The sequence below is a fragment of the Sphingorhabdus sp. M41 genome (genome assembly GCF_001586275.1).
GTDB lineage: Bacteria > Pseudomonadota > Alphaproteobacteria > Sphingomonadales > Sphingomonadaceae > Parasphingorhabdus.
Map to the genome: position 1 here is coordinate 3,195,891 of NZ_CP014545.1, position 25,254 is coordinate 3,221,144.

The following is a 25,254-nucleotide window of genomic DNA, read 5'->3' on the forward strand; positions in this document are numbered from 1 at the left end:
AGAGCCCCAATGCTCCATTTTATCAGGACAATAATGTTAGGGCCGTGTCAGGATGACTGTTTGGTCAGCATCGCCTGCCATCGCTGCATGCCGGATATCCAGCGCTCGGGATCGGCCCCCTTCTGTTTGACATAGTCCCCAACCACCGGATGGGGGAGAATGAGGAACCGTTCATCGCCAATCGCTTCCACGCAGACATCCGCCACATGTTCCGGCGTTACGATCCCGTCCTTGGCTACTGTGGCTGTGTCGACGCCGGCAATCATCGGCGTATCGACGCCTTGCGGACAGAGAACCGACACTTTCAGTCCTTCGGCACCATGGGTGATCGCCAACCATTCAGCAAAACTGACCGCAGCATGTTTCGTCACCGAATAAGGCGCGGAACCGATTTGCGCGAGCAGTCCGGCCGCCGACGCGGTGTTGAGCAGATAGCCGCCGCCCCGCGCCAGCATCTTGGGCACCAAAATCCTTGCGGCCTGAATATGAGACAGGACATTGATCTCCCAGATATTCTGCCAGTCCGCATCCTCCACTTCGACACCGCCGCTGGTGATGATGCCAGCATTGGAAACAAACAGATCGATCGGACCGATGTCCGATTCAACGGTTTCGATCAGATTACTGATATCCGCCGCCAGCGACACGTCCGTTTTGATCGCGACGCCGCCGATTTCGTCGGCAACCGCCTGCGCACCGGCGAGATCACGGTCGGCGCAGATGATTTTCTTTGCGCCTTCGGCTGCGAACCTGCGGGCCATGGCAGCACCGATGCCGCTGGCGCCGCCGGTGATGACGATATTCTTGTCTTTCAAATCCATTTTGATCTTGTCCCGCTTGAATAAATTAATCACTCGCTTAAAGATGCGAACCGACTAGAACAAGAGCAAGATTGCCCGCGGGCCAAAGCGCTCCCAAAAGTCTAGCCCGGAACCAAGGAGAGAAATATGTACAGTCACATGATGGTCGGTTCGAACGATATGGACCGCTCAAAAAAATTCTATGATGCGTTGTTCAAAAGCGTCGGTGGCCCGGAAGCCATGGTCGATCCGAAGGGTCGGCTGATGTATATCCATAATGGCAGCATATTCATGGTTACGCCTCCCATTGACGGCAAGGAAGCCACATGTGGCAATGGCATGACCGTCGGATTTGCGATGGAAAATCCCGAGCAGGCCGATGCCTGGCACAAGGCTGGCCTGGAAGCCGGCGGCACCGCCATTGAAGACCCTCCCGGCGTCAGGGAAAATCCCGGCATGAAACTCTATCTCGCCTATTTGCGCGACCCGGATGGCAACAAGCTCTGCGCCCTGCACCAGATGGGTTGAAGCATATGCCGAACAAAAGCACCCGCATCGGCGGCGCGAGCGGCTATTGGGGCGAAAGCGCCATGGCCACTCCGCAGCTGCTGGATGCGGGTGTGGATTATCTGGTCTATGATTATCTCGCCGAGATCACCATGTCGATCATGGCGCGCGCCCATGCCAAGGACCCGGCGGCGGGTTTTGCCGGCGATTTCATCAGCGCCGTCCTGAAACCGCATGGCCAGGCCATTGCCGCGCAAGGGGTGAAGGTCATCGCCAACGCCGGCGGCGTCAATCCGGCGGCGTGCGGCGAAGCGGCGCGAGCCCTGATCAGGGAACAAGGCCTCAACCTCAAGGTTGCGGTCATCACCGGCGACAATCTGCTCGGCGAGCGGGATGCGATTGCTGCCGCTGCGCCAACCGAAATGTTTACCGGCGCTGCTTTTCCGGACAAGGAAAAGATCGCCAGCATCAATGCCTATCTTGGCGCTTTCCCGATAGCCCGGGCGCTGGCCGAAGGCGCGGATATCGTGATCACCGGCCGCTGCGTCGACAGCGCGGTGACGCTCGGCGCCTGTATCCACGAATTTGGCTGGTCGGCAAGCGACCATGATCTGCTGGCCAGCGGCAGTCTCGCAGGCCATTTGCTGGAATGCGGACCGCAAGCGACCGGCGGCAATTATACCGACTGGGAAGATGCCGGCGACATATCCAATATCGGCTATCCGATCGGAACGGTTTCGGCTGATGGTTCGTTTACAATCACCAAGCCCGAAGGCACCGGCGGCTGTGTGACGGTCGGCACTGTATCGGAGCAGATGCTTTATGAAATCGGCGATCCGCAAGCCTATATGCTGCCTGACGTGGTCTGCGATTTTTCCAATGTCGAGATTGTCCAGACCGGCCCGGATATGGTCCGCGTTTCCCCCGCACAGGGCTATCCTGCACCCGATCATTACAAGACCTGCCTGACCTATGGCGAAGGCTTTCGTGGCGGGACTTATATGAGTTTCTACGGCTTTGACGCCGCCCGAAAAGCACAGAAATTCTGCGACAATGTCTTTGCCCGCGCCAACAGGATCCTGCGCGGTCACAATCTCGGCGATTATAGCGAAACCAGCGTCGAACTGATCGGCGCGGAAAGCCAGTTTGGCGATTATGCTGAAGTCAACGAACCGCGCGAGGTGGTCGCGAAAATTGCGGCCAAGCATAGCGAAGCAGCGGCGATCGGCATCTTGCTGCGCGAACTGACCGGCCTGGGTCTGGCCACGCCACCCGGGCTGAGTGGCTTTTCCGGTGCCCGCGCAAAACCGTCGCCCATAGTTAGGCTGTTCTCCTATCTCACGCCGAAAGATGCCGTGACCATCACGATCGATGTCGACGGCAAGAAAATCGCGTTTCGGGAGGCCGAGGGTCAGGCTTTTGACCCGGCTGCCATCACCCGCCCACAACCTCCGCAAACCCCTGACGAGCCGGATGCCACAGTCACCGTTCCACAGATCCAGCTGGCCTGGGCCCGCTCCGGCGACAAGGGCAACAAGGCCAATATCGGCGTGATCGCGCGCGACCCTGCCTATCTACCCTATATCTGGGCAGCGCTGACCCCTGAATCCGTGGCCAAACGCTTTGGCCATTTTATCGAGGGCGGTGCCGACGCGGCCAAAATCGAAAAATATTATATGCCGGGTTCCCATGCGATCAATTTCCTGATCGACGCGGTGCTCGGCGGCGGCGGTGTCGCGAGCATAAGAAATGACGCGCAGGGCAAAGGCTATGGCCAGATATTGCTCGCCCATCCGGTCACCATACCGGCTGCGCTGGCGGACAAGCTGGACGACCAGAAAGGAATATCTCGATGATGCAGGAAGCCCAGGATTTCAAGGACGAGAGCGCTACGCTCGCGTCGGTACTCGCCAACGCGGGAGATGATGTCTTTGCCACGGCCACCCAGTTCAAGAACTGGACGATCGAGGATGTCATTGGTCACCTGCATATCTGGAATGCCGCCGCGCTGATGACCCTGCAGGATCCGGACGCCTTCAAGCAGTTCATCCGGGACATGATGGGCGCATTCAAGACCGGCAAAAGCCATGTCGATGTGCAATATGAATGGCTGGACCAGCACGCCGGCGGAATCCGCGGCAAGGCCCTGTTCGATGCCTATTGCAACTATTATCCGAAGCTCGCCGCTGCTTATGGCGAGGCTGATCCCGAACATCGCGTCGCCTGGGCCGGACCGGATATGACCACGCGCTCCAAAGTCATCGCCCGCCAGATGGAAACATGGTCGCACGGACAGGAGATATTCGACATATTGGGGCAGGAACGGCAGGACGGCGACCGCATCCGCAATATCGCTCATCTCGGCATCACCACCTATGGCTGGACCTTCCGCAATCGCCGCCAGGAGCCACCCGCGCCGAAACCCTTCGTCCAGCTAACCGCGCCATCGGGTGCCGTATGGGAATGGAATGATCCGCAAGAGGATAATGTCGTTCGTGGCAGCGCGGTAGAATTTTCCCAGGTTGTGACCCAGACCCGCAATATCGATGATACCGCGCTAGAAACGGTCGGCGACACTGCTCGCCAGTGGATGGAAATCGCCCAATGTTTCGCTGGCGGCCCGGAAAACCCGCCGGCAAAGGGGACGCGGAGTGTTGCCACCGGCTGAATGGAGGATAGAATGACCACTAGCGACCGTATCGCCGCCCTTGCCGCATTTTTTTCCTGTTCGCCGGAAGAAGCCGCGAAGGTCGATGCGGCGACCCGGCTGGTCCATTATCGCCACAAGGACATTCTGGCCCACCAAGGCGATCTCGGGGCCAAGCTTTGGATCGTGCTCGAAGGCCGGGCGCAGCTGCAGATCATCGGCATGGATGGCCAGACCAAATTGCTCGCCGCCCATGGCCCCGGAGAATTATTTGGTGCCTTCCCGCATGAGCGAATCGTGATTTCCGATATCGTGATGCAGAACCGGCTCTTGGTCCTCGAAATCCCCACCGCAAAAATGACCACCCTGTTGCAGGAGGATGCCCGGCTGGGCAGCGGCCTGTCGAGAATATTGGGGCGGCAATATAATGCGGTGCTCGACCGGATGGCTGCGCGCATCACTATGACCGCCAATGGCCGCGTCTATGCCGAATTGCTTCACGAAGTATGAGAAGAAGGCGAAATAGCACCGCCGCCTGTGATCGCGGCGCTGGCTTTATCCGCCCAGACGACGCGCGAAACCGGTTCGCGGGCGATCAACGCGCTGGAACGGCGAGGGATCATCCGGCGCGATGAGGAGCGGCTGGAAATCCTGTCGCGCGGGCTGCTCGAAGAACTGGTGGTCTGAACCGCTTCCGCTCAGGCGAGGGACCATAGAGGCAGCGGACCGTGAGCCATCTGAAATTCACCAATCTCCTAGATCCTATGCTTGCCCGGTTCAAGCGTCAGGACCATCGCGGATTGATCATCGGTCAGGATCGCCCCACCGCCCGAAGCGCGCGCGATATCGGCAGGCCTTTTGCAGCAACGAAGCCGTCTAGGCCAGAGGGGCCATGATATCATTGACGAAGAAATTGTCTCAGGTTCATTCAGAACTGTTACGTTCTTGCAAAATACGTTTTACGTTTTGAGATTGCCCGCGCGGCAGGATCATGACCTGCTTTTCATTTGCCAATATTATCAAACCCCCAACCCGAATGTGGAAACTTCAATCCCGCTAGCATGGACAAAAAATTCTTGGAAGCGATTGCAGTGACCTCTCCAAAAGTGACATTGGATTGCTCATCTGCAACATTGATTTCAAATAAAGAATCCCAACTTCCGACATCAGACCAGCTAGAGTTCACCGAAGTTACCGCTACCTTGTTGGATATAGCCGTATCCAGTCTCCGGTCCGGCAGGCGCGAGACCAAATGTTACTAGCCATTCCGTTTTCGCGAGAGGCAGGGATTGTCGTACTGCTTGCAGAAAAGCCGGGCCATCCAAAATCACAGGATCAATGGGCATAACCAGCATGATGTCTCGAGGATTTTCACAAGCTAACACCGCGAGCGCTATTGCCGGCGAGGTATTGCGTGCACAAGGCTCAAGTATGAGTTTAAAGGAATCGGTGTTCATCTCCCCAAGTTGATTGGTTACCAACTTGGCGTGTGACGCACCAGAAACGACTGTTGGTGCAGCAAACAATTCCTTGTTCTTGCACCGCTCAATTGTCTGCTGGAACAAGCTGAACGACCCTGCCAGGTTTAAAAATTTTTTAGGCCGTTCTGCTGTTGACAGCGGCCAAAGTCGCATTCCGGATCCACCCCAGGCTGTACCCCGCTTTCGAAATTTGAGATGGCTCCGGCATGATCGCTCGTCTGATCGTTGAATTATAAAAAACGTCGCGATGGAAAACCGTCTAGTAAATCCTGCCCCTAGTTTCCTGTGCTGAAAATGCTGAATCCTCCGCCAGCTTCAGCTGGATGAACCAATGTGACTATCCCATTACCAGCAGCTGCATAAACACCAGTCATGTTGGCCGCAACTGGGTTATAAGGCACTGCTAGACAGGTGGCACCGACCTTAATCCGGGGATCACTTAGAGAGTCGGAAGTCGATGCGGTTGTTACAATTTCTCCAATATACTGAACGAGTAGACTCGAATTGTTGACCGCAGTTCCCCCGCCGACACTTATTGCATCGACATCCAGCCTATTCGTTAACGTCAATTTTCCAGTATTTGGGTGAACATATAAACTTGAAGTATTGGTGCCGTTGTCCTCAAGCCAGCTGGAAATAAGTTCACCATAAGGTTGTGCCCTGTTGAACATGATTTGGGTACGATCAGCATTGCCGGTAAGCAGGACAGTTTTGCCAGTGCCCCTCGGTAGCATATTTCCTTCGACGCGTGTACCTGCAGCTTGGTTCACCCGAATACTCACGGGAACGCTAGGACCTGGTCCAATATAATTACCGCGAATTTCAAAATTCTCCGGCGGTATCGATCCGTTACCCTCTAGATTGATTACGGCACCGTTAGAACCGACGGCTCCATCATAAAGTTCGATATTATTATAACTGATCGCACCTTGCCAAGAGTTCAAAATTCTTATGCCGCCGGTACAGGTGACGTTGTTAAACATGAACACAAAGCCATGAGCAGTATTGCTACCTTGCCCGATCAGATTGACAAGAATTTGCCCTCTACCCCAAAACTTGTTCGCAGTAATCGTTAGGGAGTCCCCCGCCCTATCAAGAAGCAATCCACCCCTGATGGAACACTCGGTTATCGCGAAGGTAAAAATGCCATCAAAATTGGGAGGCGTGGGACCTAACATCGCTATGCCTTCCGCCCCGAACTCGCCTATGGAAACTCGCAAGATTGAACCATCGGCGATCGGGTTTGTCCCCAGATTTGCATCAAGATTGATGCCAAACCGTGCCGGATTTCCGGATTCTGGCTGGATGGAGAAATCAGACAAATGCAAACCTGTGATTTCGCTGGTAGAACTGAAAACACGAATAACATCGGTCGTTGCAGGGACCGAAGAATCAACAACAATCCGCGATCCGCGCCCTTCGCCCTGAATGGTTATACCCTTGGAAATGATGAGCAGCTGGGCCCCGGTGCCGGAGACTGGATAATCGCCAACTGGCATGAAGAGCTTACCTCCCTCGGGAGTCGCATTTATGGCGTCTTGGAGGGTCGCAAATTGGCTCGCATCTATCATTTTGTCTTTTCCTGTAATTTAAGGCCAAGACAACAATGTCGTATTCAATCCTACTATGCTAGCGTTATTCACCATCATCGGTTGAGATTTTTCTCGGCGTCCTGGCACCGCATTCGCCGCGTAGGCTACGCCAGTCTTTCTCGCGATAGATTGGACTGACAACCGAGTTGCTGCTGCTATGGTAATTCTGTGCTGAGATTAAATTCGGACGCTCAATTATTTTGCTATGAAATATATGCCCAAAAGCAGCCCGCCGAACAAGATCATATGCAGTGTAGAAACTCCGGAAACCCGAGTTGAATCGAGCCCTTTGCTCAGCAACCATTTCACTACAAAAGCATCAATGAAAAGACGCACGGTAACAGCCCAGGCAGCCCCTATCGGGCCGTATAATGCGACACCGACCAACAAAACGACTATGCTAAATGGTGCAAAGAAAAACTGTACCATGGCTCCCGATTTTTCCCGGCCCGATATATTGAGCGCCGTAAAATTTGCCTGAGACAGACAGTTCATCGAAATCCCGATGGACAGTACCTTGACTATGTCAGCCATCAATTGGTGAAAATTATTTTGCAGCCAGATTTCCATGACAGGTCCGGCGAAGGCAACCAAAAACAAATGGCTTGCTAAGGCAATGAATCCCATAACGATGGCATAACGGTCAAATATGTAGCCAAACTTTGGGTTGTCCGAACCGCCCCACGTTGACGCAAGCCTAGGCGTTGCCGCTACGCTGATTGCCCCGACGACCAGCCAGAGTTTTGTACTGAGTTCAGTAGCAACAACATAAAAACCCAATTGCTCAGGTGCTGCTATCACACCCAGTATAAATCTGTCGCCATAAGCAATTAGCGACGAAAGTATGCCGCCCAAGCCAATCCAATACCCCCGTCTGATCAGAATACGGTGAAGGCTGTCGGCAGGCATAAAGCGGATATTGCGAATAAAGCTCAAATAGGAAGCCCCAATTTCGCGTATATTTTTAAGCTTCGCTATAATTGCAAAGGCAAAAGTTGTCAGGATACGGGAGACCAAGATCCCGATGGCCGCATAAGTGAGACTGGCTACTATGCTGGTCATTAGCCAGGGAGCTACGAACAAAAGCGTGCTGGCAATTGTCCGCCAGATATTCAAAATAACGAAACGTTCCTGTACCTCCAAAATCGCGCGCAACGGCAAACTAACAAGCGAGATCGCAGCGGAGAGAACCGTCAGCACCAGAGAAACGAGTAAATCAGATTGAATTTCAGTAAAGAAACTTGCCAGCCAGACGGCACTGCAACCGATGACGATCACCGCCAGAGCCATAGTGAATGTAAGATGCAGCCCCGCTTCAGCAGCCGCCTCCCGTGCCTCGGACTTGGCAAATCCCCCTTTATCTATGCAAACAAGCACAATAGCCCGGGACACTCCAAAGTCATTTACCCCAATGACTACGAGTATCGCGATTTGCAGAGACAAAATGCCGAAATTTGCGACCCCGAGATTTTCGATGAGAAACGGTGTAGCCGCTATCGCCACTATCGCGGGCAAAATCGCCCCGGCCAAATTGGCGCCGGAATTCCGTATGATGTTGCTGCGCAGAAAATTCAAATTCATCTGCGAAAATGCCCTTGTATTGTAGATAAGCTTAGCTAGGGGTTTTCCTCGGCTTTCTTGCGTTAAGAGCGAAACAGGCTTAATACAAGTGGATTCATTTGTTGCCTGTTTGCCATGTTACGCAATCAGTCATAAGCTTCTGAACAGCTTGCAAACCATGTGTTGAAAGAGAAATGATGAACACTGAAATCACCTTCCATGAGGGAATTCTCGAACGCTACGATTTGAACGATCTCCATGAAAAATACGTTTCTGCTCAACCGTTTGAACATATCGTCATAGACGATTTTCTATCGCGCCCTCATTATGAATTGCTGGAAAGGGAGTTTCCCGGCCCCGAAGAGGACATGTGGCACAAATTCCGATCTGGCAAAGAAAACAGAAAACTACAAAGCCAGAGCATGAGTGATATTCCATGGCATATCCGCTTGTTCTTAAGCGAAACCAACGGCTCGTCCTTCACCAAGTTTCTGGAAAAGGTTACGGGCATCAACGGCTTGATTCCAGACCCACATTTGGATGGGGGCGGATTGCACCAGACACTTTCTGGAGGCCATCTTGGTGTCCACGTGGATTATAATTATCACCGTCGCTGGAATCTCGACCGTCGCTTGAACGTCATATTATATCTCAACAACGATTGGGATACCGAATGGGGCGGAAGCCTGGAATTCTGGGACAGGGACGTTGAATCTTGCAAAAAAAGCGTTAAGCCAGCCGGCAACCGACTGGTTATTTTCGGAACGAATGAGCATTCTTGGCATGGCCACCCTGCGCCGCTAACCTGTCCTGATCATGTGACGCGCAAATCGATTGCCCTATATTACTATTCGAACGGTCGTCCTGAAAACGAACTTGCCGATGAACATAACACGGTTTTTCGTGAACGTCCCGGCGAGGTGTTCGCTAAAACTTCTGCGGAACGCTTGCGGGACATGGTCCCCACGCCGATCGCAAACAAACTCAAGCGCATTATCGGAAAGCCGTGAAATCTGCCGATTTCAGATTTTTATCGATGGCTGCGGTTTTTGCGACGCCAGACTGTGCCAACCGAATGTTCGGTAATAGTGAAGATCAAAAATGACCAAACCTCTCGTCACCATTATTACGCCGACATATAATCAAGTCGATTATATCGTGGAAACGGTCAGAAGCGTATTATGTCAGACCTATGAGAATATAGAGTATATAGTTATTGATGACGGCTCGACCGACAAAACCGGCGAAGTACTTCAACAGTTTTCCGAACAAGTCAAAATAGTGCGTCAAAATAATTCAGGGCAAGCTGCCACACTGAATAAGGGATGGAATATGGCGCAGGGCAGCCTGCTTGGCTATCTAAGTTCCGATGACATTCTATATCCCGATGCCGTTGCGCGCCTGGTTAAACGGCTTGGGGACTCGCCAGATGCCTCATGCATATTTCCAGATTGCGACCTCATCGACGCAAACTCAACTGTGATTAAAAAGAATGTTTGCCGCGAATTTGATCTGATAAAGCTGATTATCGAGCAAGAGTGCCATATCGGACCCGGAGCATTATTCCGACGAGAGGCATATAATCAAACCGGCGGCTGGAACAGCGATTACACGCTAGCTCCAGATCGTGAGTTTTGGGCAAGAATGGCCAAGCTGGGAGACATTACGTTTTTGCCAGAAAGACTGGCGGGCTATCGCCTGCATGATCAATCGATTTCTTACAAAGAATATTCGGATAAAGTAAGTCACGAATATGTACGCTTTCTCGATGATTATTTTGAGACAAGTAGTGGTATCAGTATTAATATTATTAATCGCAAAGATGAAGCCTACGGTAACGCTTATTTCTTAATAGCCCGCAATGCCCTCAGAGCAAAAAATTGGAAATTAGCCTGGCATTATTATAAAAACGCTCGCTCATTAAATCCCAAGCTAAGATCAGTTTCAGCAAAATTTCAGCTTGTCAAAACAGCCGCCAGCAAACCAATTCGCCGAATTCTTTCGAAACTTTCGCTGGCTTAAAAGACAGATATCATATGCAGTTTATTCTCACGAAGCGCGTTTGGCTAACGCCCCTGATTCTGTTCCAAGGCTATTTGACATTTGTTTTGATATTGTATTTCATCGGACCGTGGCCCTGGGGAAATCAAAATCTTGCTAAATTGCTAGCATTTTTGGTCGCTGCCCAGATTGCAATAGGTCTCGGCTATTGGGCCGGATGGCAAAAACTTTGCCGAACCGCCGCTGCGCAGACGAACGAAGACAGGGCAGAATCCATAACGAAATCAAGGGCGTTTTTTGATATAGCGTTCTGGATTTATCTTGTGCTTCTCATTCCTACCGCATTATCACGTGCCGGAACTGCATTTCCTAACGTAATAGAAGGGATCAATTATACCGGTGCAGTGTACAATGATAACTATGAACGAAACAGCCTAGGCAACATATTTGTACTCGTTGAATATTTTCGAATGCTCTTGTCGCCGGCGCTAATAGCGTTCTTTCCACTGCTGATAATATTCTGGCGCGACATTTCGAAAACGAAGCGCGTAATCGGCATCGCGATGATCATCTATTTTACTGCAATTTATATATCCATCGGGGTAAACAAGGGGATTGCAGACATTATTCTGACTCTCCCATGGCTGATATTTATCGTCCATTATGCAGGATCCAACGGATTGCGCATTCCGCGTTGGTTATTCTACTCAATATTACTTTTTATATTTGCGCTTTTTATGATATTTTTTGGCCAGGGCCAAGAACAACGAGACGGAAATGTAGGCCTTTCCGGCCTTTTCAATAGCGGCCTGACAATTATAAGAGCCGATAGTGGTTGGCTTGGAGATATAATGAACGACCAGGCGAGAATAATCTACGAATCAATCACACGATACTTAACCTCAGGCTATTATGCGCTCAGCCTTTCTTTCGATATAGAACATCCTTCGACTTATGGCATCGGGAATTCTATGTTCTTTTCCAGAAATGTAGACTTTATTTTTGGTACAGACTATTTCACTACGCAGTCTATTCCCGGCATTCTAGAAGCTAAGCAGGGCTTTCCACAATTCGCGCTCTGGCATTCAATATATCCCTGGCTCGCTTCCGATGTCGGGTTTATCGGAAGCCTATTGGTCGTCGGCTTTTTCTCTTACCTATTGTCGCTTAGTTGGGGCTTGAGCATAATAACGCTAAGCCATAAGTGGATTGCAATGTTTTCCCTCATGATTATTTTGTTTTTTTATATTCCGGCAAATAATCAAATTTTTCAATCGGGTGAGACTGCAATTGGATTTATACTGGTTGGATTGTGGATATTTTTTGACAAGAGCCGGGGGAGCTCTCGAGCGAGGCGAAAGAAATCCGCGACTGCGTCTTAAATCTAGTCTCGTATGCTTTGTTTCGCAGGTATGCAGCTTGCTCTCATGCCATATAATCAACAGGGTTGTTTGTGATGATCATCTACGCGCCTAATATCCATACCGGAGGCGGCATGGTTCTTTTGCAAGCCCTGATCGATGCGTGGCCTTCGGATGAACAATGTATAGCCTTCATCGATGACCGCATACGGGGCAAGGTTGATCTGCCGGCAGTTTGGGCCGTGCAATATTGTTCACCGAGCATAATCGGGCGCCTCAAAGCAGAGCGCGCGCTAAAAAAACTGTCGGGCCAAAATGAAACCGTCTTTTGCTTTCACAATTTGCCCCCCGTGCTCCAAGTGCGCGGCAAGATAATATGTTATTTGCATAATCTGAATCTGATCGGACTGGTGCCCTCCAGCCATCTGTCTGGCTGGATAAAATTCCGAATCCTGATGGAGAGAAGCATCGCTTATCTCTTTCGCAAGCGTATAGATTTATACTTGGTACAGACGCCGACAATGAGACGTGCATTGCGCACTTGGTATAAGGGCGATATTTCTCCTCGGATAGAAATAGCCCCTTTTATAGACCCGGATCATCTAAGCGCCTCTTCGCCCGGACTGTCAGCGAAGCAGTGGGATTTTATATATGTCTCAGACGGTACAGCGCATAAAAATCACAAGCGCCTCTTCGCTGCATGGAAACTATTGGCGGAAGAAGGATTGCGCCCTTCACTCGCTGTAACATTGCCAGCGCGCGACGACGCACTTGTTGCTCATATGAAAGCGATCAAAGCGGAACATAATCTGGATATCGTCAATCTGGGTCATGTCGAACATGGTGCTATTCTCGATAACTATCATAAGGCAGGTGCGCTGATCTTCGCTTCCTATGCAGAATCCTTCGGTATCCCTTTGCTTGAAGCCAAGACAGCCGAGCTACCTATTATTGCGGCAGAACTCGACTTTGTGCGGGACGTGTGCGAACCGTCTCAGACATTCGACCCGTTCTCGGAACGATCCATTGCCCGCGCGGTAAAACGACATTTGGCATTGCCCACCGATATCGTGAATCCCCTCGCACCATCCGATTTCATTAAATTCTTACGCAATGTATAATGGGCCTTTGCGCTGGAAATCCCATCGGCAGAAAAAATTTGGCACTGAGAATGAATATCGTTAAGGACACAACATGACCCGCCCCGCTCCCGTTATTCTCGTGCTTGGCGCAAGCGGAATGCTTGGCAACGCCATATTCCGTTTTTTTGCTGAGCACACTCCCTTCGACACTTTCGGATCGGTCCGCTCCGACGCCTCCAAAAGGCTGTTGCCTGTCAATTTGCAAGATCATATTATCACCGGAACTGATGTTGCTAATCACGACAGTCTGATAGATTTATTCGAACGGGTTAAACCGCAAGTTGTAATCAACTGTGTTGGCGTTGTGAAGCAATTGGATGGTGCCAAAAATCCGCTACATATCATTCCGATTAATTCGATTTTGCCGCATCAACTGGCCCATCTGTCCAATTTGATCGGTGCCCGATTCATTCATTTGAGCACCGACTGTGTATTTACGGGTAAAACCGGATTCTATAGCGAAGAGTCGGCGCCCGATGCTCGGGATCTGTATGGACTGAGCAAGCTCTTAGGCGAAGTCGACTATAGCAATTCGGTCACTCTGAGAACTTCCATCATTGGACATGAACTCAACAGCGCGCATAGTTTAATCTCGTGGTTTCTTGCTCAAACAGGAAGCGTTCGAGGTTTTTCGAAAGCAATTTTTTCCGGTCTCCCTACCGTTGAAATAGCCAGGGTTATCTACGAATACGTCCTGCCCTCAAAACAATTGTCGGGATTGTATCATCTTTCAGCTGAACCGATCGACAAGGAGGCGCTGCTGAACTTGGTTAAGACGGAATATGGTAAGGAAATCCACATAGCTCCGGACGCGACCCTCGTGATCGACCGTTCGCTGGATTCTTCCAAATTTAGAAAAGAGACGGGCTATCAGCCACCTTCGTGGTCCGAACTGGTCCAGCGGATGCACCAGTTTCAATAATGATTTTCGAAAGATAAATATGTTCACTGACAAGACACTTCTGATCACCGGCGGGACCGGCTCTTTCGGTAATGCGGTGCTTCGCCGTTTTCTATCATCTGACTTGCGCGAAATCCGCATATTTAGTCGTGATGAGAAAAAACAGGACGATATGCGGAAGAAATACGACAATCCCAAGCTGAAGTTTTATATCGGCGATGTTAGGGATTATCGATCGGTTGTCGATGCGGTGCGCGGTACAGATTATATATTCCACTCTGCGGCTTTGAAACAGGTGCCATCTTGCGAATTCCACCCTCTTGAAGCGGTCAAGACCAATGTGCTGGGCACTGATAACGTTCTAGAGGCGGCAATAACCAGCAATGTGAAGAAAGTTGTTTGTCTAAGTACCGACAAAGCGGTCTATCCGATCAATGCTATGGGAATATCCAAAGCTATGATGGAAAAAGTAGTGGTGGCAAAATCCCGTAGCAGTGGCGACACCCTGATATGCGCAACACGTTATGGCAATGTCATGGCATCCCGAGGGTCAGTAATACCGCTATTCGTAAAGCAGATATTGGCCGGTCAGCCCCTGACCGTTACGGATCCGGCTATGACCAGATTCATGATGACGCTCGACGATGCAGTCGATCTTGTTCTCTTTGCTTTCGAACGAGCCAATGCAGGTGATATTTTTGTGCAAAAGGCCCCTGCAGCAACACTGGAAGTTCTCACCGAAGCTCTTAAGACGTTACTCAAAGCCGATGATACGGAAACCCAGATTATAGGAACCCGACATGGCGAAAAGCTATACGAAGCTCTGCTCAGCCGTGAAGAAATGGCCGGCGTAGAGGATTTGGGGGAATATTATCGGGTTCCTCCGGACCTTCGCGACCTAAATTACTCAAAATATGTTGAGCAGGGCGACGTCCTGATTACCAAGGCGGAAGAATATCATTCGCATAATACCAAGCGACTGGATACCGGCGAAATGATCGATCTTCTCCTCAAGCTGCCTGTCATGCACTCTATCGCCAATGGTGATCATGCGGTTTTTGACGCTTAAGCTTTTTCGTTATCGGGACAATTTTCAAGATGGCTATGAATAAAATAAGAGTTATGACCATTATAGGCACGCGGCCTGAAATCATCAGATTGTCACGTGTTATTGCCGAGCTGGACAAATTTACCGACCATATACTTGTACATACTGGCCAGAATTACGATTACGAACTCAATGAGGTTTTTTTTCAGGACCTGTCAATTCGTAAACCTGACCATTTTTTGGAAGCTGCCGGCCAATCCAGCGCCGAAACTATCGGCAACGTAATAGCCAAAGCGGACGCACTCATCAGATCTCAAAACCCTGATGCGGTTCTCATCCTCGGGGATACAAACAGCTGCATGGCAGCGATCGCGGCGAAGCGGGCCCAGATACCGGTGTTCCATATGGAAGCAGGAAATCGTTGCTATGACCAGCGGGTTCCCGAAGAAATCAATCGCCGCATCATTGATCACTGCGCAGACGTAAATCTGACCTACAGCGATATCGCACGTGATAATCTACTGCGGGAAGGTTTGCGTCCGGACCTTACGATCAAGACCGGCAGTCCAATGCTTGAAGTGCTAAACTATTATAAAGATAAGATCGAACGCTCCACTGTCCTGGAAAAGCTGGAGCTTCAGCCACATAAATATTTCGTGGTGAGCTCGCATCGCGAAGAGAATATCGCCAACGATGACAATTTTCAAAAATTTACCGACGTTCTCAACGAGATTGCTGCGGCATATGAATTGCCGGTCTTCGTTTCAACACATCCGCGTACGCAGAAGAAAATCGATTCATTCGGAGCAAAATTGCATCCACTGGTAAATCTTATCAAGCCTTTGGGCTTTACCGATTACGTAAAGCTCCAATGTGAAGCCAAAGCTGTTATTTCTGACAGCGGAACGATTACCGAAGAAGCGTCGATCCTGAATTTTCCAGCCATCAATTTGCGCGAAACGCACGAGCGCATGGAAGGGATGGAAGAAGCCGCCGTAATGATGGTAGGCTTGGACAAAGTCAGAGTCCTGCAAGCCCTCGATATTATCAGTGATCAGCCTAGAGGACAGGACCGTCTTTTGCGAAATGCCGCCGATTATTCAATGCCGAATGTCTCAAACAAGGTGCTGAGAATGATCATTAGCTACACCGATTACGTAAACCGCACGGTCTGGAAAAAATACTAGGATATAAATATTGTGGCACCCTCCTTTGCGGCTCAAAACCGGTTCAGAGATCGCGCTGTTGCTCTCTGGCAAAGGGGCAACAAAGCGATAGGTTCCATCCAATCGGCCTATCAGCTAGGGGGGCGTCCGCCCCGCTTTACTCAGGAAATGAATTCGGATTGACCTCCAACAAGAACAATCGAGTGATCATTACCGGTGCCAGCGGCTTCGTCGGACGGCAACTGGTGCCCCTTCTGGTCAATCGGGGCTTTGACCTCCTGCTGGTCGGGCGCCAACCGCGGAACGAGGCTTCTGGCACGGAACAGATCCCCTATTGCACTTACGATCAATTGCCCGGCTTGGCGAACGGCTACGAGGCGCTCATCCACTTGGCGACAGTTAATAATGACTCGGATGCAGAAGCGTCTGAATTTCGCCGGATCAATGTGAATTTTCTGCTGGAAACCGCTGAACTCGCGCAAGCACTGGGAGTTGCGAAATTCATCAACGTCACCAGCACCCACGCGCTCGCCAGCACCGCGCAGGACGATTATTCGGTTTCGAAATGGACTGGGGATCAACAGCTACGGAACTCCGGGATAGAAGGGGTCTACACAATTTATTCACCCGCGGTTTATGGCACAGAACTGGCCGGCAAATTGAAACGGCTCGAAATGCTTCCCGCCAAACTTCGGCCCCTGGCTTTGCGCGCTTTAACCTTGCTGAAGCCGGTTGTATCAGTTGAGCGGCTGGCGGATTCCATTGCAGACATCGTCACATCCAGCGACGTTCCACTTCAAGCCAGACGTATATTTGTTTCCGACGCACTTGCAAACCCTCGCGGGTTCGCCGCTATGAAACGATCGGGCGACCTGTTCTTCGCAATATGCGTTCTAATATTCGGTAGCTGGCTGATGCTGGCAATAGCAGTTATCGTGAAATTATCCTCGCCCGGGCCCGCTATTTTTGCCCAGCGAAGGGTCGGAAAAGACCGAAAAATATTCACATGCTATAAATTTAGAACCATGTCGGATGGTACCAAAGAATCGGCAACGCATGAAATCCAGTCGTCATCAGTCACGGGAGTAGGCTCCTTTTTGCGGGCGGTTAAACTCGACGAGTTACCCCAGATCTTCAATATTTTTTCGAATGATATGAGCCTGATAGGCCCACGACCGTGTTTGCCGATACAGACCGAGCTCATCGAGGAACGGCACATTCGCAATGTATATGCCCTCAAGCCTGGAATCACCGGGCTGGCGCAAGTTCAGGACATCGATATGAGTGATCCGAAACGATTGGCCGAAACGGATGCACAATATGCGGCGGAGCGAACTCTCGTTAGCGAGATCAAGATACTGATCTCGACATTTATTGGCAAAGGTCGCGGCGACCGGACTTCTAACACGTCCATTTAAAGTGGCTTACTCAAACGGATTTCCAATGCGATGAAAATTCTCTTTATCTCGCAGTATTTTTATCCGGAGCAATTTTTAAACAACGCTCTGTGTAAGGAACTAGCAAAAAAGGGGCATGATATCGAGGTAGTGTCCTGCGTGCCAAACTATCCGGAAGGCCGGTTTTTCGACGGGTATTCCAATCGGAAAAAGCGAAAGGAACGGTGGTCCGGACTAAGGATACGCCGCGCATTCACGATCCCGAGAGGCAATTCCAGTTTCCAGCTGATCGCGAACTATTGTCTATATCCTTTCGCTGCATTTCTCGAAATAATGAAGCTTCCCAAGCCCAGGGCCGACGTTAGTTTCGTATCAATGCCATCGCCACTGTTGCAAGCCATAGCAGGGATATTCGCCAAGTGGTTTTACGGCATTCCAATGGTATATTGGGTTCAGGATATCTGGCCGGAAAGCGCGATCATTACGTTGAATATCCGCAATAAGGCGATCAAGCGGATAATGGCGTTGATCTGCGGCTGGATATACCGACGTGCCGATCATGTCATGGTGCAAAGCCCTGCTTTCGTTGAGAAAGTCGCTAGCTTCGGCGTACCCGCGGACCGAATTTCGGTCTTACCGAACTTTGCCCCCGACATGTTCGTTCCCATTGATGAAACATCCGTCTCGTCAGAAGTCAGAAAGCTCGTTCCTTCCAACAAGTTCAACCTGATGTTCGCGGGCAATATTGGGGAAAGCCAAAACTTCCCGCTTTTGTTGGATGCAGCCGAACGCCTCGCTTCGGACGATCATATACGATGGATAATATTAGGAAGCGGTCGTGGCGAGAAATGGCTGACGCAAGAAATCAAACGCAGAAAACTTGATAAATCCTTCATACTGCTCGGCAGATTTCCAGAGGCACAGATGCCGCAATTTTTTGCTCGTGCCGACGCTATGTTGGTGAGCTTGAAAGACAATCCAATTTTCGCGCTTACCGTTCCCAGCAAAGTGCAATGCTACATGGCATGTGGAAAACCTATTATTGCCAGCATTAAAGGTGAAGGAGCCAGGGTAGTTGAACAATCTGGCGGTGGTGTTACGGTTTCCCCTAATAACGCAAAAGAGTTAGCCGATAAGATTAGAGAGCTCAGTCAATGTGATCCCGCCGATTTAACCGCTATGGGAAACAGGTCGAGGGAATATTACAATCGTCATTTCGAAAAAGATATGGTTTCCGACATTTTAGAAAAAAAATTGTCCGAATTTCTGAAGCCTGGTTCTAGACTTTCTACCTAACCTTTACCTATTAAATCTTTTTCAGCTATAGTGTCAGATTACGTTTCGTTATTCTGTTCGTAATAACGGAGTTAGGGAAATTGAAGCAATATTTATATCAAAACCAGCGCCATTCTCCAAAGAACGCCCCGTTACGTCAAGCCAATAGTACTCGCAGCCCGAACCTTGATTATTTATTCGCCTTAGTGTCGATGACTTCTCAATCTTGATCTTGACCGGTAACGGCCTTTTATCGGATTTTTCTGCGCATTGAAGATTTATAGACAATTCTGTGCCTTGCGGGATATCCGAGTCAACCTTTGCTTGCAGTTGCACAATAGAAGCTGGCAGCTTTACTAATTGGCGAGCAAATACTCCTCCGGCGCTGCTAATAGCGCTAAGCTGCAAATTTCCATTCGTTATGCTAGCGCCGTAGCTTCCTGTTGAGAATAGCTGCCAGTCTACAGGTTGAAAGCGAGATTCATTCTCGAACGAACTATTTTCCAACAAATCGTTTGATTTATTTGAACCAACCAAAAGATCGTACAATTTCAGAGCTGGATCAAACTGCTGGATGTTGATCAGTCCAAGTATCAGCTCTGGATCACGGTAGGAATAGAGGCTCTCGTTCGGGTTATAAAGCGCCTCTCTCATCCGGGCCGCGTTTACTAGAGAATTAGGTGTGGCTACTACGGTGGCCCAGAACTGGTTTTCCCAGGGCGGCTGTTTCTTTAGTAAAGCGGTAAATGGCGCTACAAAATCATCATTGGCTATCGCGCCCGCCATTACCGGAATTACCGCTGCTGCTGCAGATGAACTCGCGCGCGCCATAATATCATAATGTTTCAGTATGGCCGGAATATCTTCGTTTTCTGCACTGTCGGCAATCATCCAGCCGGTGATCAGTTGCTGCCGACGTGACAATGTTAGTGCGCGATCCATCAGCGAACGGCGGTTAGCCTGCGGACCGCCGAGCGCGAGAACAGCTACGGCTGCCGGCGTGACCGGTTCAGCGACAAACGCCTGCTCAGCCAAATTGACTGTGGTTGAGTCCAAGTCATGGGGAAACCGGCCCTGATTTTGGGTGATCTTTAATCTAACTGTCCTGGCCGCAAGGCTTTCCGCCGCGAACCCGTTGAAAGGATAAATCGACATCGCGATTTGCGGAGCTTTATTCTTTGTGATCGCACCAGCGGCAGCAAGGCCAGACACTAACGCAACAATGCTACCAACTATCCCTATGATGCTATTTTTCTTCATCATACGAAACACTTCTCATTAACTAGGTTTTTTCAGGAACGTTGCTGCCATAACTATACTGATAAGTGTAGCCGTAGCCGTATCCCGAATGCTGAGATTGAACCTTCGTAACGATGCCGCCAAAGATGTGCGCGTGTGAGCTCCGAACGCGCTGGATCGCCGTTTGGATGCCGCGCAGTTTTACCCCGCCCGCCTCAATAGTGTAAATCACTCCTTCGACGGAATCAGCTAGCAAAGGAATATCAGCCAGTCCCAGAACAGGAGGCGCATCGATAATTACGGTATCATAGGTCTCAATTAACTTAGCAACCAGTTCACGCATCCTTGTACTACTTAAGAGTTCGGCAGCATTGGGTGGTATCGGCCCCGCAGCCATAGCGTCAAAGCCGTAAAGGGCGTCTTGACGTATCAGCTTGCCTAGATCTTCTTCTCCCGCCAAATAATTGCTGAGCCCATTCGTATTTTGTTCATCCAGCATTTTGTGCAAGGAAGGATTGCGCATATCGCCATCAATGAGCAGAATTCGTTTTTTTGTGCTCGCAAGGACCGCCGCTATCGCCAGTGCAGAAGTACTCTTTCCTTCATTAGGCCGAGTGCTGGTAATCAAAAATGACCTAGGAACGCCGTGATCTGTCAGGAATGCGAGACTAGTACGAATTGAAAGATACGCTTCCCATACAACAGACTTCTTATCACGAAGTGATAAAAGAATATCGTCTGTGTCCAAATCCGGAATCGAGCCGAGTGGTGCGATTCCGAGTTTAGATTTTAGATCGGACGGATCGGTGATTGTTTGGTCCACTTGCTCCATGACGAATACATAGGCTGCCGCGATTCCCAAACCAGCTAGCATAGCAAGGGCAATGTTCAACAATAGCTTTGGGCTCGAGGGGTTTTCTGGCGGTTGTGCTCGATCGACAATTGAAATGTTATTCGTTCCGACACCGGCTACGCCAATTTCCTTATAGCGCTGAAGGAGGCCGTCATAAAGCTGACGGTTTGTATCTACCTCACGCTGAAAAATATTATACTGGATGGAGTCACGTCTCTCACCACTGAATTGGCCCTTCAACTTATTGACTTGAGCACGCAATTTTTGTTCGCGGTCGAGCGCCTCGCGATAGCGGGCCGACGTTCCCATCCGGGAACGAGCTTCTTCAGCCGCAATGCTGCTTTCCAGTGCCGCAATTTGAGTGGCGATTGCTTTAGCAGCAGGGTACTCCGGCTCAAATTGAACCATAAGTTTGGCATACTCAGACTGAATCTTAGCGCGCTCCTCTCGGAGGTTATTTAGCGCTATGTTGGTAAGAGCATTCTTGTTACCAGTCCGTCCATTCGCTTCACTTTCCGCGAGAATCCGATCGGCTATTGCTTCCGCCAATGCTCCGTTTAATGCTTCCAGATTGGCAGACGCCAAGGTCTTTTGAGATATAGTCTTGCCTTCAGCCGTTTGCTCGGAAGACAGAGTTATTATTTGTTTGCTGTCGGCGTAAGATGAGAGGCTTCGCTCTGAAACTTCGAGCTTCTGCTTCAGGTCCGCAAGCTGCTCCTCAAGAAATTTTCGTGCGTCCGCTGTCGAGCTAAAACGGCGATCGAGATTTGATGCGATGAACTGCTCTACCCAAGAATTTGCGATTTGCGCGGAAAGCATAGGATCCGGGCTTTGGAAATTAATGCTAACCAGGCTTGAGCCACGAATTGGCGAAATATTAATATGCTGCTGAAGCAATTTAGCCGCAAGTTTTAGCCTCTCGTTGCGTTGCGCCGCAGTCTTGGCATTGGCGCTGCCCGTCAACAAGCCTGCGTTGTCCGGGTCAACATTAAACGTCTCGAAAAAAGCGTCATTTGTCGCGAGATTTTGTGATCTCGCGACACGCTCAGCAAGTGAACGCGATTCAAGGAGTGAGTATTGGGTCTGGTAGAATTCCAGATTTTGTCCTGTACTGCCTGCTTGTGTGACGCCTTCTACATTTGTCACCTTATCCTGTTCACGGTTGATTTCGACCGTGGCAGTGGACGTATAATAAGGCGTCATAAGCAGAGTCGCAATGATCCCAGCCGCAATACAGACGGCAACAATAATTGCGATAGCAACCCTGTGACGCAGCACTGATTGCCAATACTGAACCAGTATCGGCGTCTCGTGAGACAGGTCATCATAGGGGTCGACATCCCCCAAAGTCGGCTGGTTATTGCGCGCTAAAATTTTGTTCATAGGGGAGCGTTCTGTATTATCCATTATGCTCTAAATAAGATTATGAGCGGAGTTGTGATAAGAGGCGAAGCCTGAATTAAGTCGCGGAATAGGCGCCGCGCCTGAGAATCGCCTACGACAATGATATCATTCGCAAAGACTTCCGGGTCGGAATATGCGCCTCGGCGGATAGCTTTTAGATTGTAAAGCCCTGCCAATTGATCTCCATTGACGTTGCGGAAAATTACCACATCGTTTAGCTTAGCAAATTCAGATGTACCACCCGCCGTCGCTACCGCTCGCATCAATGTCATTCGTCCGATAACCGGATAGAGACCAGGCTTCGACACCTGACCGTCAACGGTGATAACCTGGCTAACGGTTTCTTCAAGGTTCACCGTAACCTGCGGATCGCGAATATAACGCCCCCGCAAACGTCTTTCCAGTTCATCGGCAAGCTCGCCCGGCGTTAGACCAGATGCTTCAACTACACCAACCAGCGGAAAGGAAAGACGGCCGCTTGCATCAATTTGCATTTCCTTGCTTAGGTCCTCAACACCGAAAACATCGATTTTTAGCTCGTCAAAAGGACCGATCAAATACGGTCGATTGGAGCTTTGCTGGTCAAGACGCGTCGGCTCCGGCAATCCCTCGCTGGAAACCACTGTGACGTTCGGACTGCCGCCCAGAATAGACTGACCGCCACAGCCGGAAAGCAGCAGAATTGATAGTATTACGAAGACGCGTTTCATCATAATCGAGAATTTCCGTATAATTCTGTTTTCCGTTAGACCAAACTAATTGGGCCGTAAACCAGCGATAATCGTTTCGATAGCAAAAAGGTTGTTATGTGCCGCGAGGCTTTGTTCGAGCCCTGCGTTGACGGGCATCCAGCAAATTATCTTTCAATATACAAGCCATGACGGAGAACACCGCGATCAACGACGGCACCCGCAAGGGATAATCCCCAATGCTTCCTGCCAGAAACAATAATATTACCAATGCGGACATCATGACGATATGTTTCGCATATCGGGAGTGGCTCCAATTTTTCACGAGCGTGAAAAATTGTACGATCGACCAAATAATTGCAAGCATTGCGATTAAAACTGCGGGCAGGCCACCTTCAATGACAAATTGCAGCCAATCATTGTGTGCCTGGTTCAAATAAGTTGGATTCAAAAGGTCCAGAGGCTCGTACATCCGGTAAACATGTTCGAAACTTCCGAAACCGCTTCCCCAAGGAAAGTAATCTCCCGTCATTTTCATGAGTACTGGCCAAATTTGACTGCGCAACCCTTCCACGTCGGTGCGTTCGAAAAGTCGATCAAAGGCCAAGGATCGGGAAAAGTAAATCGACAACGATCCTACGATTACAACTAAAGCGACAGTGGCAAATAATACCGTCTGCCGTGAACTATACCACTTCTTCTTCGTCCGGCTATGAGTGCGCGATTGATGACTTTCGTCGCTATATCTTCCAAAAAAGATCAATATGATTGCCGCTATCAATGCTGGCCCCATCAAAATAAGGCCCGCTCGCGAACCTGTGATAAGAATCAACGAAACGATGACAAAAATAGCAGCAATACTGCCATAAAATTTTAACGCCGCCAGTCTCGACGTGACAGCATGAGACGCTCCATACCATCCAAGCATAACAATTGTTGCTGCCAGCAATACAGCTTGGTGATTGCGATTTGCAAACAAACCGACCGCGGCACCATTGTTGGTAATATTGTAAAGATAAAAGGGGCTCCGCGCAGAGCCGGTAAGCTGAGCCGCGGCCCACAACGCACTTATCCCGGCGAGCGCGATAATAACCGTAACTGAATGTTTTCTGTCTCTCTCACCAAGATTAAGGTAAAGCATCATTGTCGTGATCGGGATGGCCACTGAAAAAAGACTATTTATCGTACGTGATGGAGAAAGTGTTAACGGTCGCCATGGTTGCTCAATGCCAGACAGATCAGCAATATCGGCAAAGATCTGTCGCTCGGGTAGCGCGGTCCAGATATTTGGTGGAAGAGGGATCAGTTGAACTACCATCAACCCAGCAAGTGCCATTGCGATATAGAGAGGGAACATTCTACCTTTCCACGCCTCACGGTCAATGCACATTAAAGCATAGGCACCAAACAGCACAGCCAATGGACGAAGGATTATCAACGACTGCACATCGTCACGGGAACTACCACCCATGAAAAAGACCAGCGTCAGAAACGCCGCGAAAGCGCAAAAACGGGCATTGTTCCCCCTGAACTGATCTCGAAGTTTGTCGATTTTTTTTGTTACGTTTCTGGACATTTATGATTCTTCTAAAACAAAAGACTATGTCTATACACTGACACTTGAACAGACGCATTGATTGACTCGGTAGACACGATGCAAATGGATGGCAACGATGTTTGCAAGATTCCTTGACTAAGACTCCAATGCACAAGCTGTTCACAGGTACAGTATTTATTGATTTACGGGTTTGCTCATACGGAAATCTTGATCTGTAATATTCATCCCGACTTCACTCAAGGCGGTCGGAAGACAGGCGCATGATCGCACGCGCCTACATCGTGTCTCATGCGATTTTTATAAGGTAGGCCAAGTCGTGGTCTCGCTCGCCCTGCGAGGAAACCATGAAAAAAGTAACTACCAAACAGAGGGCAGATCAAAATATATTGGTCTCCACTCGACCGCATTCTCGGAGTAGTGCGTCGCAATCGTCAGTTAAATCGCAAGATTTTTATTCAACTTGTGATAGCAAGACTGATCACATTTTATGCGAAGATCTGCATAAAGCTAAACGCTCACCGGGCTGGTCACGTAAAATGCTGGCGGAACGGAAGAGCATCTATTCGCACGCCATTGCGAGATTAGAGCGAGGCATCGGATCGTTAGACAATCTGATTGGGGTGATAAACGAGC

22 protein-coding genes are annotated in these 25,254 nt (G+C 49.9%); 14 read left to right on the top strand and 8 right to left on the bottom strand.

Going from position 1 to position 25,254, the window contains the following annotated elements; all coding sequences use genetic code 11:
- Positions 1 to 47: 47 nt before the first annotated feature.
- A complete protein-coding gene (locus AZE99_RS15250; protein WP_067202938.1) occupies positions 48 to 821 on the bottom strand; it encodes an SDR family oxidoreductase in 774 nt (257 codons plus the stop codon).
- 126 nt (positions 822 to 947) lie between these two features.
- On the opposite strand from AZE99_RS15250, the gene AZE99_RS15255 reads away from it, so the two are divergent.
- Genes AZE99_RS15255 through AZE99_RS16015 form a run of 5 tightly spaced genes read left to right on the top strand, consistent with a single transcriptional unit; the run spans position 948 to position 4,641 of the window.
- Positions 948 to 1,328 carry a VOC family protein gene (locus AZE99_RS15255; RefSeq protein WP_067202940.1) on the top strand — a complete coding sequence of 127 codons (381 nt, stop codon included), beginning with the start codon at positions 948 to 950 and terminating at the stop codon, positions 1,326 to 1,328.
- A 5-nt stretch (positions 1,329 to 1,333) separates the two neighbouring features.
- A complete protein-coding gene (locus AZE99_RS15260; RefSeq protein ID WP_067203773.1) occupies positions 1,334 to 3,163 on the top strand; it encodes an acyclic terpene utilization AtuA family protein in 1,830 nt (609 codons plus the stop codon).
- Positions 3,160 to 3,975: a TIGR03084 family metal-binding protein gene (locus tag AZE99_RS15265; protein ID WP_197460208.1), complete on the top strand. Its 816-nt coding sequence runs from the start codon at positions 3,160 to 3,162 to the stop codon at positions 3,973 to 3,975. Before AZE99_RS15260 ends, AZE99_RS15265 begins: the two co-directional genes overlap by 4 nt.
- 12 nt (positions 3,976 to 3,987) lie before the next feature.
- The gene (locus AZE99_RS15270; protein WP_197460209.1) at positions 3,988 to 4,464 is read left to right on the top strand and encodes a Crp/Fnr family transcriptional regulator; all 477 of its coding nucleotides are present in this window, start codon (positions 3,988 to 3,990) and stop codon (positions 4,462 to 4,464) included.
- Positions 4,465 to 4,491: 27 nt separating this feature from the next.
- Complete coding sequence (locus tag AZE99_RS16015) at positions 4,492 to 4,641, top strand: helix-turn-helix domain-containing protein (RefSeq protein WP_197460210.1); 150 nt, start codon at positions 4,492 to 4,494, stop codon at positions 4,639 to 4,641.
- A 488-nt stretch (positions 4,642 to 5,129) separates the two neighbouring features.
- Here the strand turns inward: AZE99_RS16015 and AZE99_RS15275 are convergent, their stop codons facing one another.
- From AZE99_RS15275 to AZE99_RS15285, 3 genes are all read right to left on the bottom strand, one after another.
- Positions 5,130 to 5,588 carry a sugar phosphate nucleotidyltransferase gene (locus AZE99_RS15275; protein ID WP_067202943.1) on the bottom strand — a complete coding sequence of 153 codons (459 nt, stop codon included), beginning with the start codon at positions 5,586 to 5,588 and terminating at the stop codon, positions 5,130 to 5,132.
- A gap of 122 nt (positions 5,589 to 5,710) precedes the next feature.
- Complete coding sequence (locus AZE99_RS15280; RefSeq protein WP_067202944.1) at positions 5,711 to 7,006, bottom strand: hypothetical protein; 1,296 nt, start codon at positions 7,004 to 7,006, stop codon at positions 5,711 to 5,713.
- A 216-nt stretch (positions 7,007 to 7,222) separates the two neighbouring features.
- Entirely contained in the window at positions 7,223 to 8,608 is a 1,386-nt protein-coding gene (locus AZE99_RS15285) for an oligosaccharide flippase family protein (protein WP_082788413.1), read from the bottom strand.
- Positions 8,609 to 8,781: 173 nt separating this feature from the next.
- Here AZE99_RS15285 and AZE99_RS15290 point away from each other — a divergent pair, with 173 nt between their 5' ends.
- From AZE99_RS15290 to AZE99_RS15330, 9 genes are all read left to right on the top strand, one after another.
- Complete coding sequence (locus AZE99_RS15290; protein ID WP_156472300.1) at positions 8,782 to 9,597, top strand: 2OG-Fe(II) oxygenase; 816 nt, start codon at positions 8,782 to 8,784, stop codon at positions 9,595 to 9,597.
- Positions 9,598 to 9,688: 91 nt separating this feature from the next.
- The gene (locus AZE99_RS15295) at positions 9,689 to 10,609 is read left to right on the top strand and encodes a glycosyltransferase (protein ID WP_067202948.1); all 921 of its coding nucleotides are present in this window, start codon (positions 9,689 to 9,691) and stop codon (positions 10,607 to 10,609) included.
- 14 nt (positions 10,610 to 10,623) lie between these two features.
- Complete coding sequence (locus tag AZE99_RS15300; protein WP_067202950.1) at positions 10,624 to 11,970, top strand: hypothetical protein; 1,347 nt, start codon at positions 10,624 to 10,626, stop codon at positions 11,968 to 11,970.
- Between the two features lie 74 nt (positions 11,971 to 12,044).
- A complete protein-coding gene (locus AZE99_RS15305; protein WP_067202951.1) occupies positions 12,045 to 13,070 on the top strand; it encodes a glycosyltransferase in 1,026 nt (341 codons plus the stop codon).
- Positions 13,071 to 13,143: 73 nt separating this feature from the next.
- Complete coding sequence (locus AZE99_RS15310; protein ID WP_067202953.1) at positions 13,144 to 14,013, top strand: dTDP-4-dehydrorhamnose reductase family protein; 870 nt, start codon at positions 13,144 to 13,146, stop codon at positions 14,011 to 14,013.
- Between the two features lie 19 nt (positions 14,014 to 14,032).
- Entirely contained in the window at positions 14,033 to 15,061 is a 1,029-nt protein-coding gene (locus AZE99_RS15315; protein WP_067202955.1) for a polysaccharide biosynthesis protein, read from the top strand.
- 29 nt (positions 15,062 to 15,090) lie between these two features.
- Positions 15,091 to 16,227 (top strand): non-hydrolyzing UDP-N-acetylglucosamine 2-epimerase, encoded by a 1,137-nt coding sequence (gene wecB, locus AZE99_RS15320; protein ID WP_231862640.1) that lies wholly within the window; start codon positions 15,091 to 15,093, stop codon positions 16,225 to 16,227.
- A gap of 158 nt (positions 16,228 to 16,385) precedes the next feature.
- Positions 16,386 to 17,624: a sugar transferase gene (locus AZE99_RS16020; protein WP_082788414.1), complete on the top strand. Its 1,239-nt coding sequence runs from the start codon at positions 16,386 to 16,388 to the stop codon at positions 17,622 to 17,624.
- A gap of 30 nt (positions 17,625 to 17,654) precedes the next feature.
- The gene (locus AZE99_RS15330; protein ID WP_067202958.1) at positions 17,655 to 18,899 is read left to right on the top strand and encodes a glycosyltransferase family 4 protein; all 1,245 of its coding nucleotides are present in this window, start codon (positions 17,655 to 17,657) and stop codon (positions 18,897 to 18,899) included.
- A gap of 48 nt (positions 18,900 to 18,947) precedes the next feature.
- Here AZE99_RS15330 and AZE99_RS15335 read toward each other — a convergent pair whose 3' ends face one another.
- The 4 genes from AZE99_RS15335 to AZE99_RS15350 all read right to left on the bottom strand — a co-directional run bounded on the left by AZE99_RS15335 (position 18,948) and on the right by AZE99_RS15350 (position 24,639).
- The gene (locus AZE99_RS15335; protein ID WP_067202960.1) at positions 18,948 to 20,141 is read right to left on the bottom strand and encodes a hypothetical protein; all 1,194 of its coding nucleotides are present in this window, start codon (positions 20,139 to 20,141) and stop codon (positions 18,948 to 18,950) included.
- A gap of 19 nt (positions 20,142 to 20,160) precedes the next feature.
- Positions 20,161 to 22,377 (bottom strand): GumC family protein, encoded by a 2,217-nt coding sequence (locus AZE99_RS15340; RefSeq protein WP_197460212.1) that lies wholly within the window; start codon positions 22,375 to 22,377, stop codon positions 20,161 to 20,163.
- On the bottom strand, positions 22,377 to 23,087 hold the full coding sequence (locus AZE99_RS15345) for a polysaccharide biosynthesis/export family protein (protein WP_231862641.1): 711 nt from the start codon (positions 23,085 to 23,087) through the stop codon (positions 22,377 to 22,379). The genes AZE99_RS15340 and AZE99_RS15345 overlap by 1 nt, the downstream gene beginning before the upstream one ends.
- 91 nt (positions 23,088 to 23,178) lie before the next feature.
- Positions 23,179 to 24,639 carry an O-antigen ligase family protein gene (locus AZE99_RS15350; RefSeq protein WP_067202963.1) on the bottom strand — a complete coding sequence of 487 codons (1,461 nt, stop codon included), beginning with the start codon at positions 24,637 to 24,639 and terminating at the stop codon, positions 23,179 to 23,181.
- Positions 24,640 to 25,254: the final 615 nt, after the last annotated feature.

Bases quoted from the DNA above. Each gene is read 5' to 3' on its own strand.
- AZE99_RS15335 (WP_067202960.1), bottom strand. From the start codon at position 20,141: ATGATGAAGAAAAATAGCATCATAGGGATAGTTGGTAGCATTGTTGCG.
- AZE99_RS15305 (WP_067202951.1), top strand. From the start codon at position 12,045: ATGATCATCTACGCGCCTAATATCCATACCGGAGGCGGCATGGTTCTT.
- AZE99_RS15340 (WP_197460212.1), bottom strand. From the start codon at position 22,377: ATGGATAATACAGAACGCTCCCCTATGAACAAAATTTTAGCGCGCAAT.
- AZE99_RS15290 (WP_156472300.1), top strand. From the start codon at position 8,782: ATGATGAACACTGAAATCACCTTCCATGAGGGAATTCTCGAACGCTAC.
- AZE99_RS15330 (WP_067202958.1), top strand. From the start codon at position 17,655: ATGAAAATTCTCTTTATCTCGCAGTATTTTTATCCGGAGCAATTTTTA.
- AZE99_RS15265 (WP_197460208.1), top strand. From the start codon at position 3,160: ATGATGCAGGAAGCCCAGGATTTCAAGGACGAGAGCGCTACGCTCGCG.
- AZE99_RS15285 (WP_082788413.1), bottom strand. From the start codon at position 8,608: ATGAATTTGAATTTTCTGCGCAGCAACATCATACGGAATTCCGGCGCC.
- AZE99_RS15345 (WP_231862641.1), bottom strand. From the start codon at position 23,087: ATGATGAAACGCGTCTTCGTAATACTATCAATTCTGCTGCTTTCCGGC.
- AZE99_RS15280 (WP_067202944.1), bottom strand. From the start codon at position 7,006: ATGATAGATGCGAGCCAATTTGCGACCCTCCAAGACGCCATAAATGCG.
- AZE99_RS15260 (WP_067203773.1), top strand. From the start codon at position 1,334: ATGCCGAACAAAAGCACCCGCATCGGCGGCGCGAGCGGCTATTGGGGC.
- AZE99_RS15315 (WP_067202955.1), top strand. From the start codon at position 14,033: ATGTTCACTGACAAGACACTTCTGATCACCGGCGGGACCGGCTCTTTC.
- AZE99_RS15295 (WP_067202948.1), top strand. From the start codon at position 9,689: ATGACCAAACCTCTCGTCACCATTATTACGCCGACATATAATCAAGTC.
- wecB (WP_231862640.1), top strand. From the start codon at position 15,091: ATGGCTATGAATAAAATAAGAGTTATGACCATTATAGGCACGCGGCCT.
- AZE99_RS15270 (WP_197460209.1), top strand. From the start codon at position 3,988: ATGACCACTAGCGACCGTATCGCCGCCCTTGCCGCATTTTTTTCCTGT.
- AZE99_RS15350 (WP_067202963.1), bottom strand. From the start codon at position 24,639: ATGTCCAGAAACGTAACAAAAAAAATCGACAAACTTCGAGATCAGTTC.
- AZE99_RS15310 (WP_067202953.1), top strand. From the start codon at position 13,144: ATGACCCGCCCCGCTCCCGTTATTCTCGTGCTTGGCGCAAGCGGAATG.
- AZE99_RS15275 (WP_067202943.1), bottom strand. From the start codon at position 5,588: ATGCGACTTTGGCCGCTGTCAACAGCAGAACGGCCTAAAAAATTTTTA.
- AZE99_RS15255 (WP_067202940.1), top strand. From the start codon at position 948: ATGTACAGTCACATGATGGTCGGTTCGAACGATATGGACCGCTCAAAA.
- AZE99_RS15250 (WP_067202938.1), bottom strand. From the start codon at position 821: ATGGATTTGAAAGACAAGAATATCGTCATCACCGGCGGCGCCAGCGGC.
- AZE99_RS15300 (WP_067202950.1), top strand. From the start codon at position 10,624: ATGCAGTTTATTCTCACGAAGCGCGTTTGGCTAACGCCCCTGATTCTG.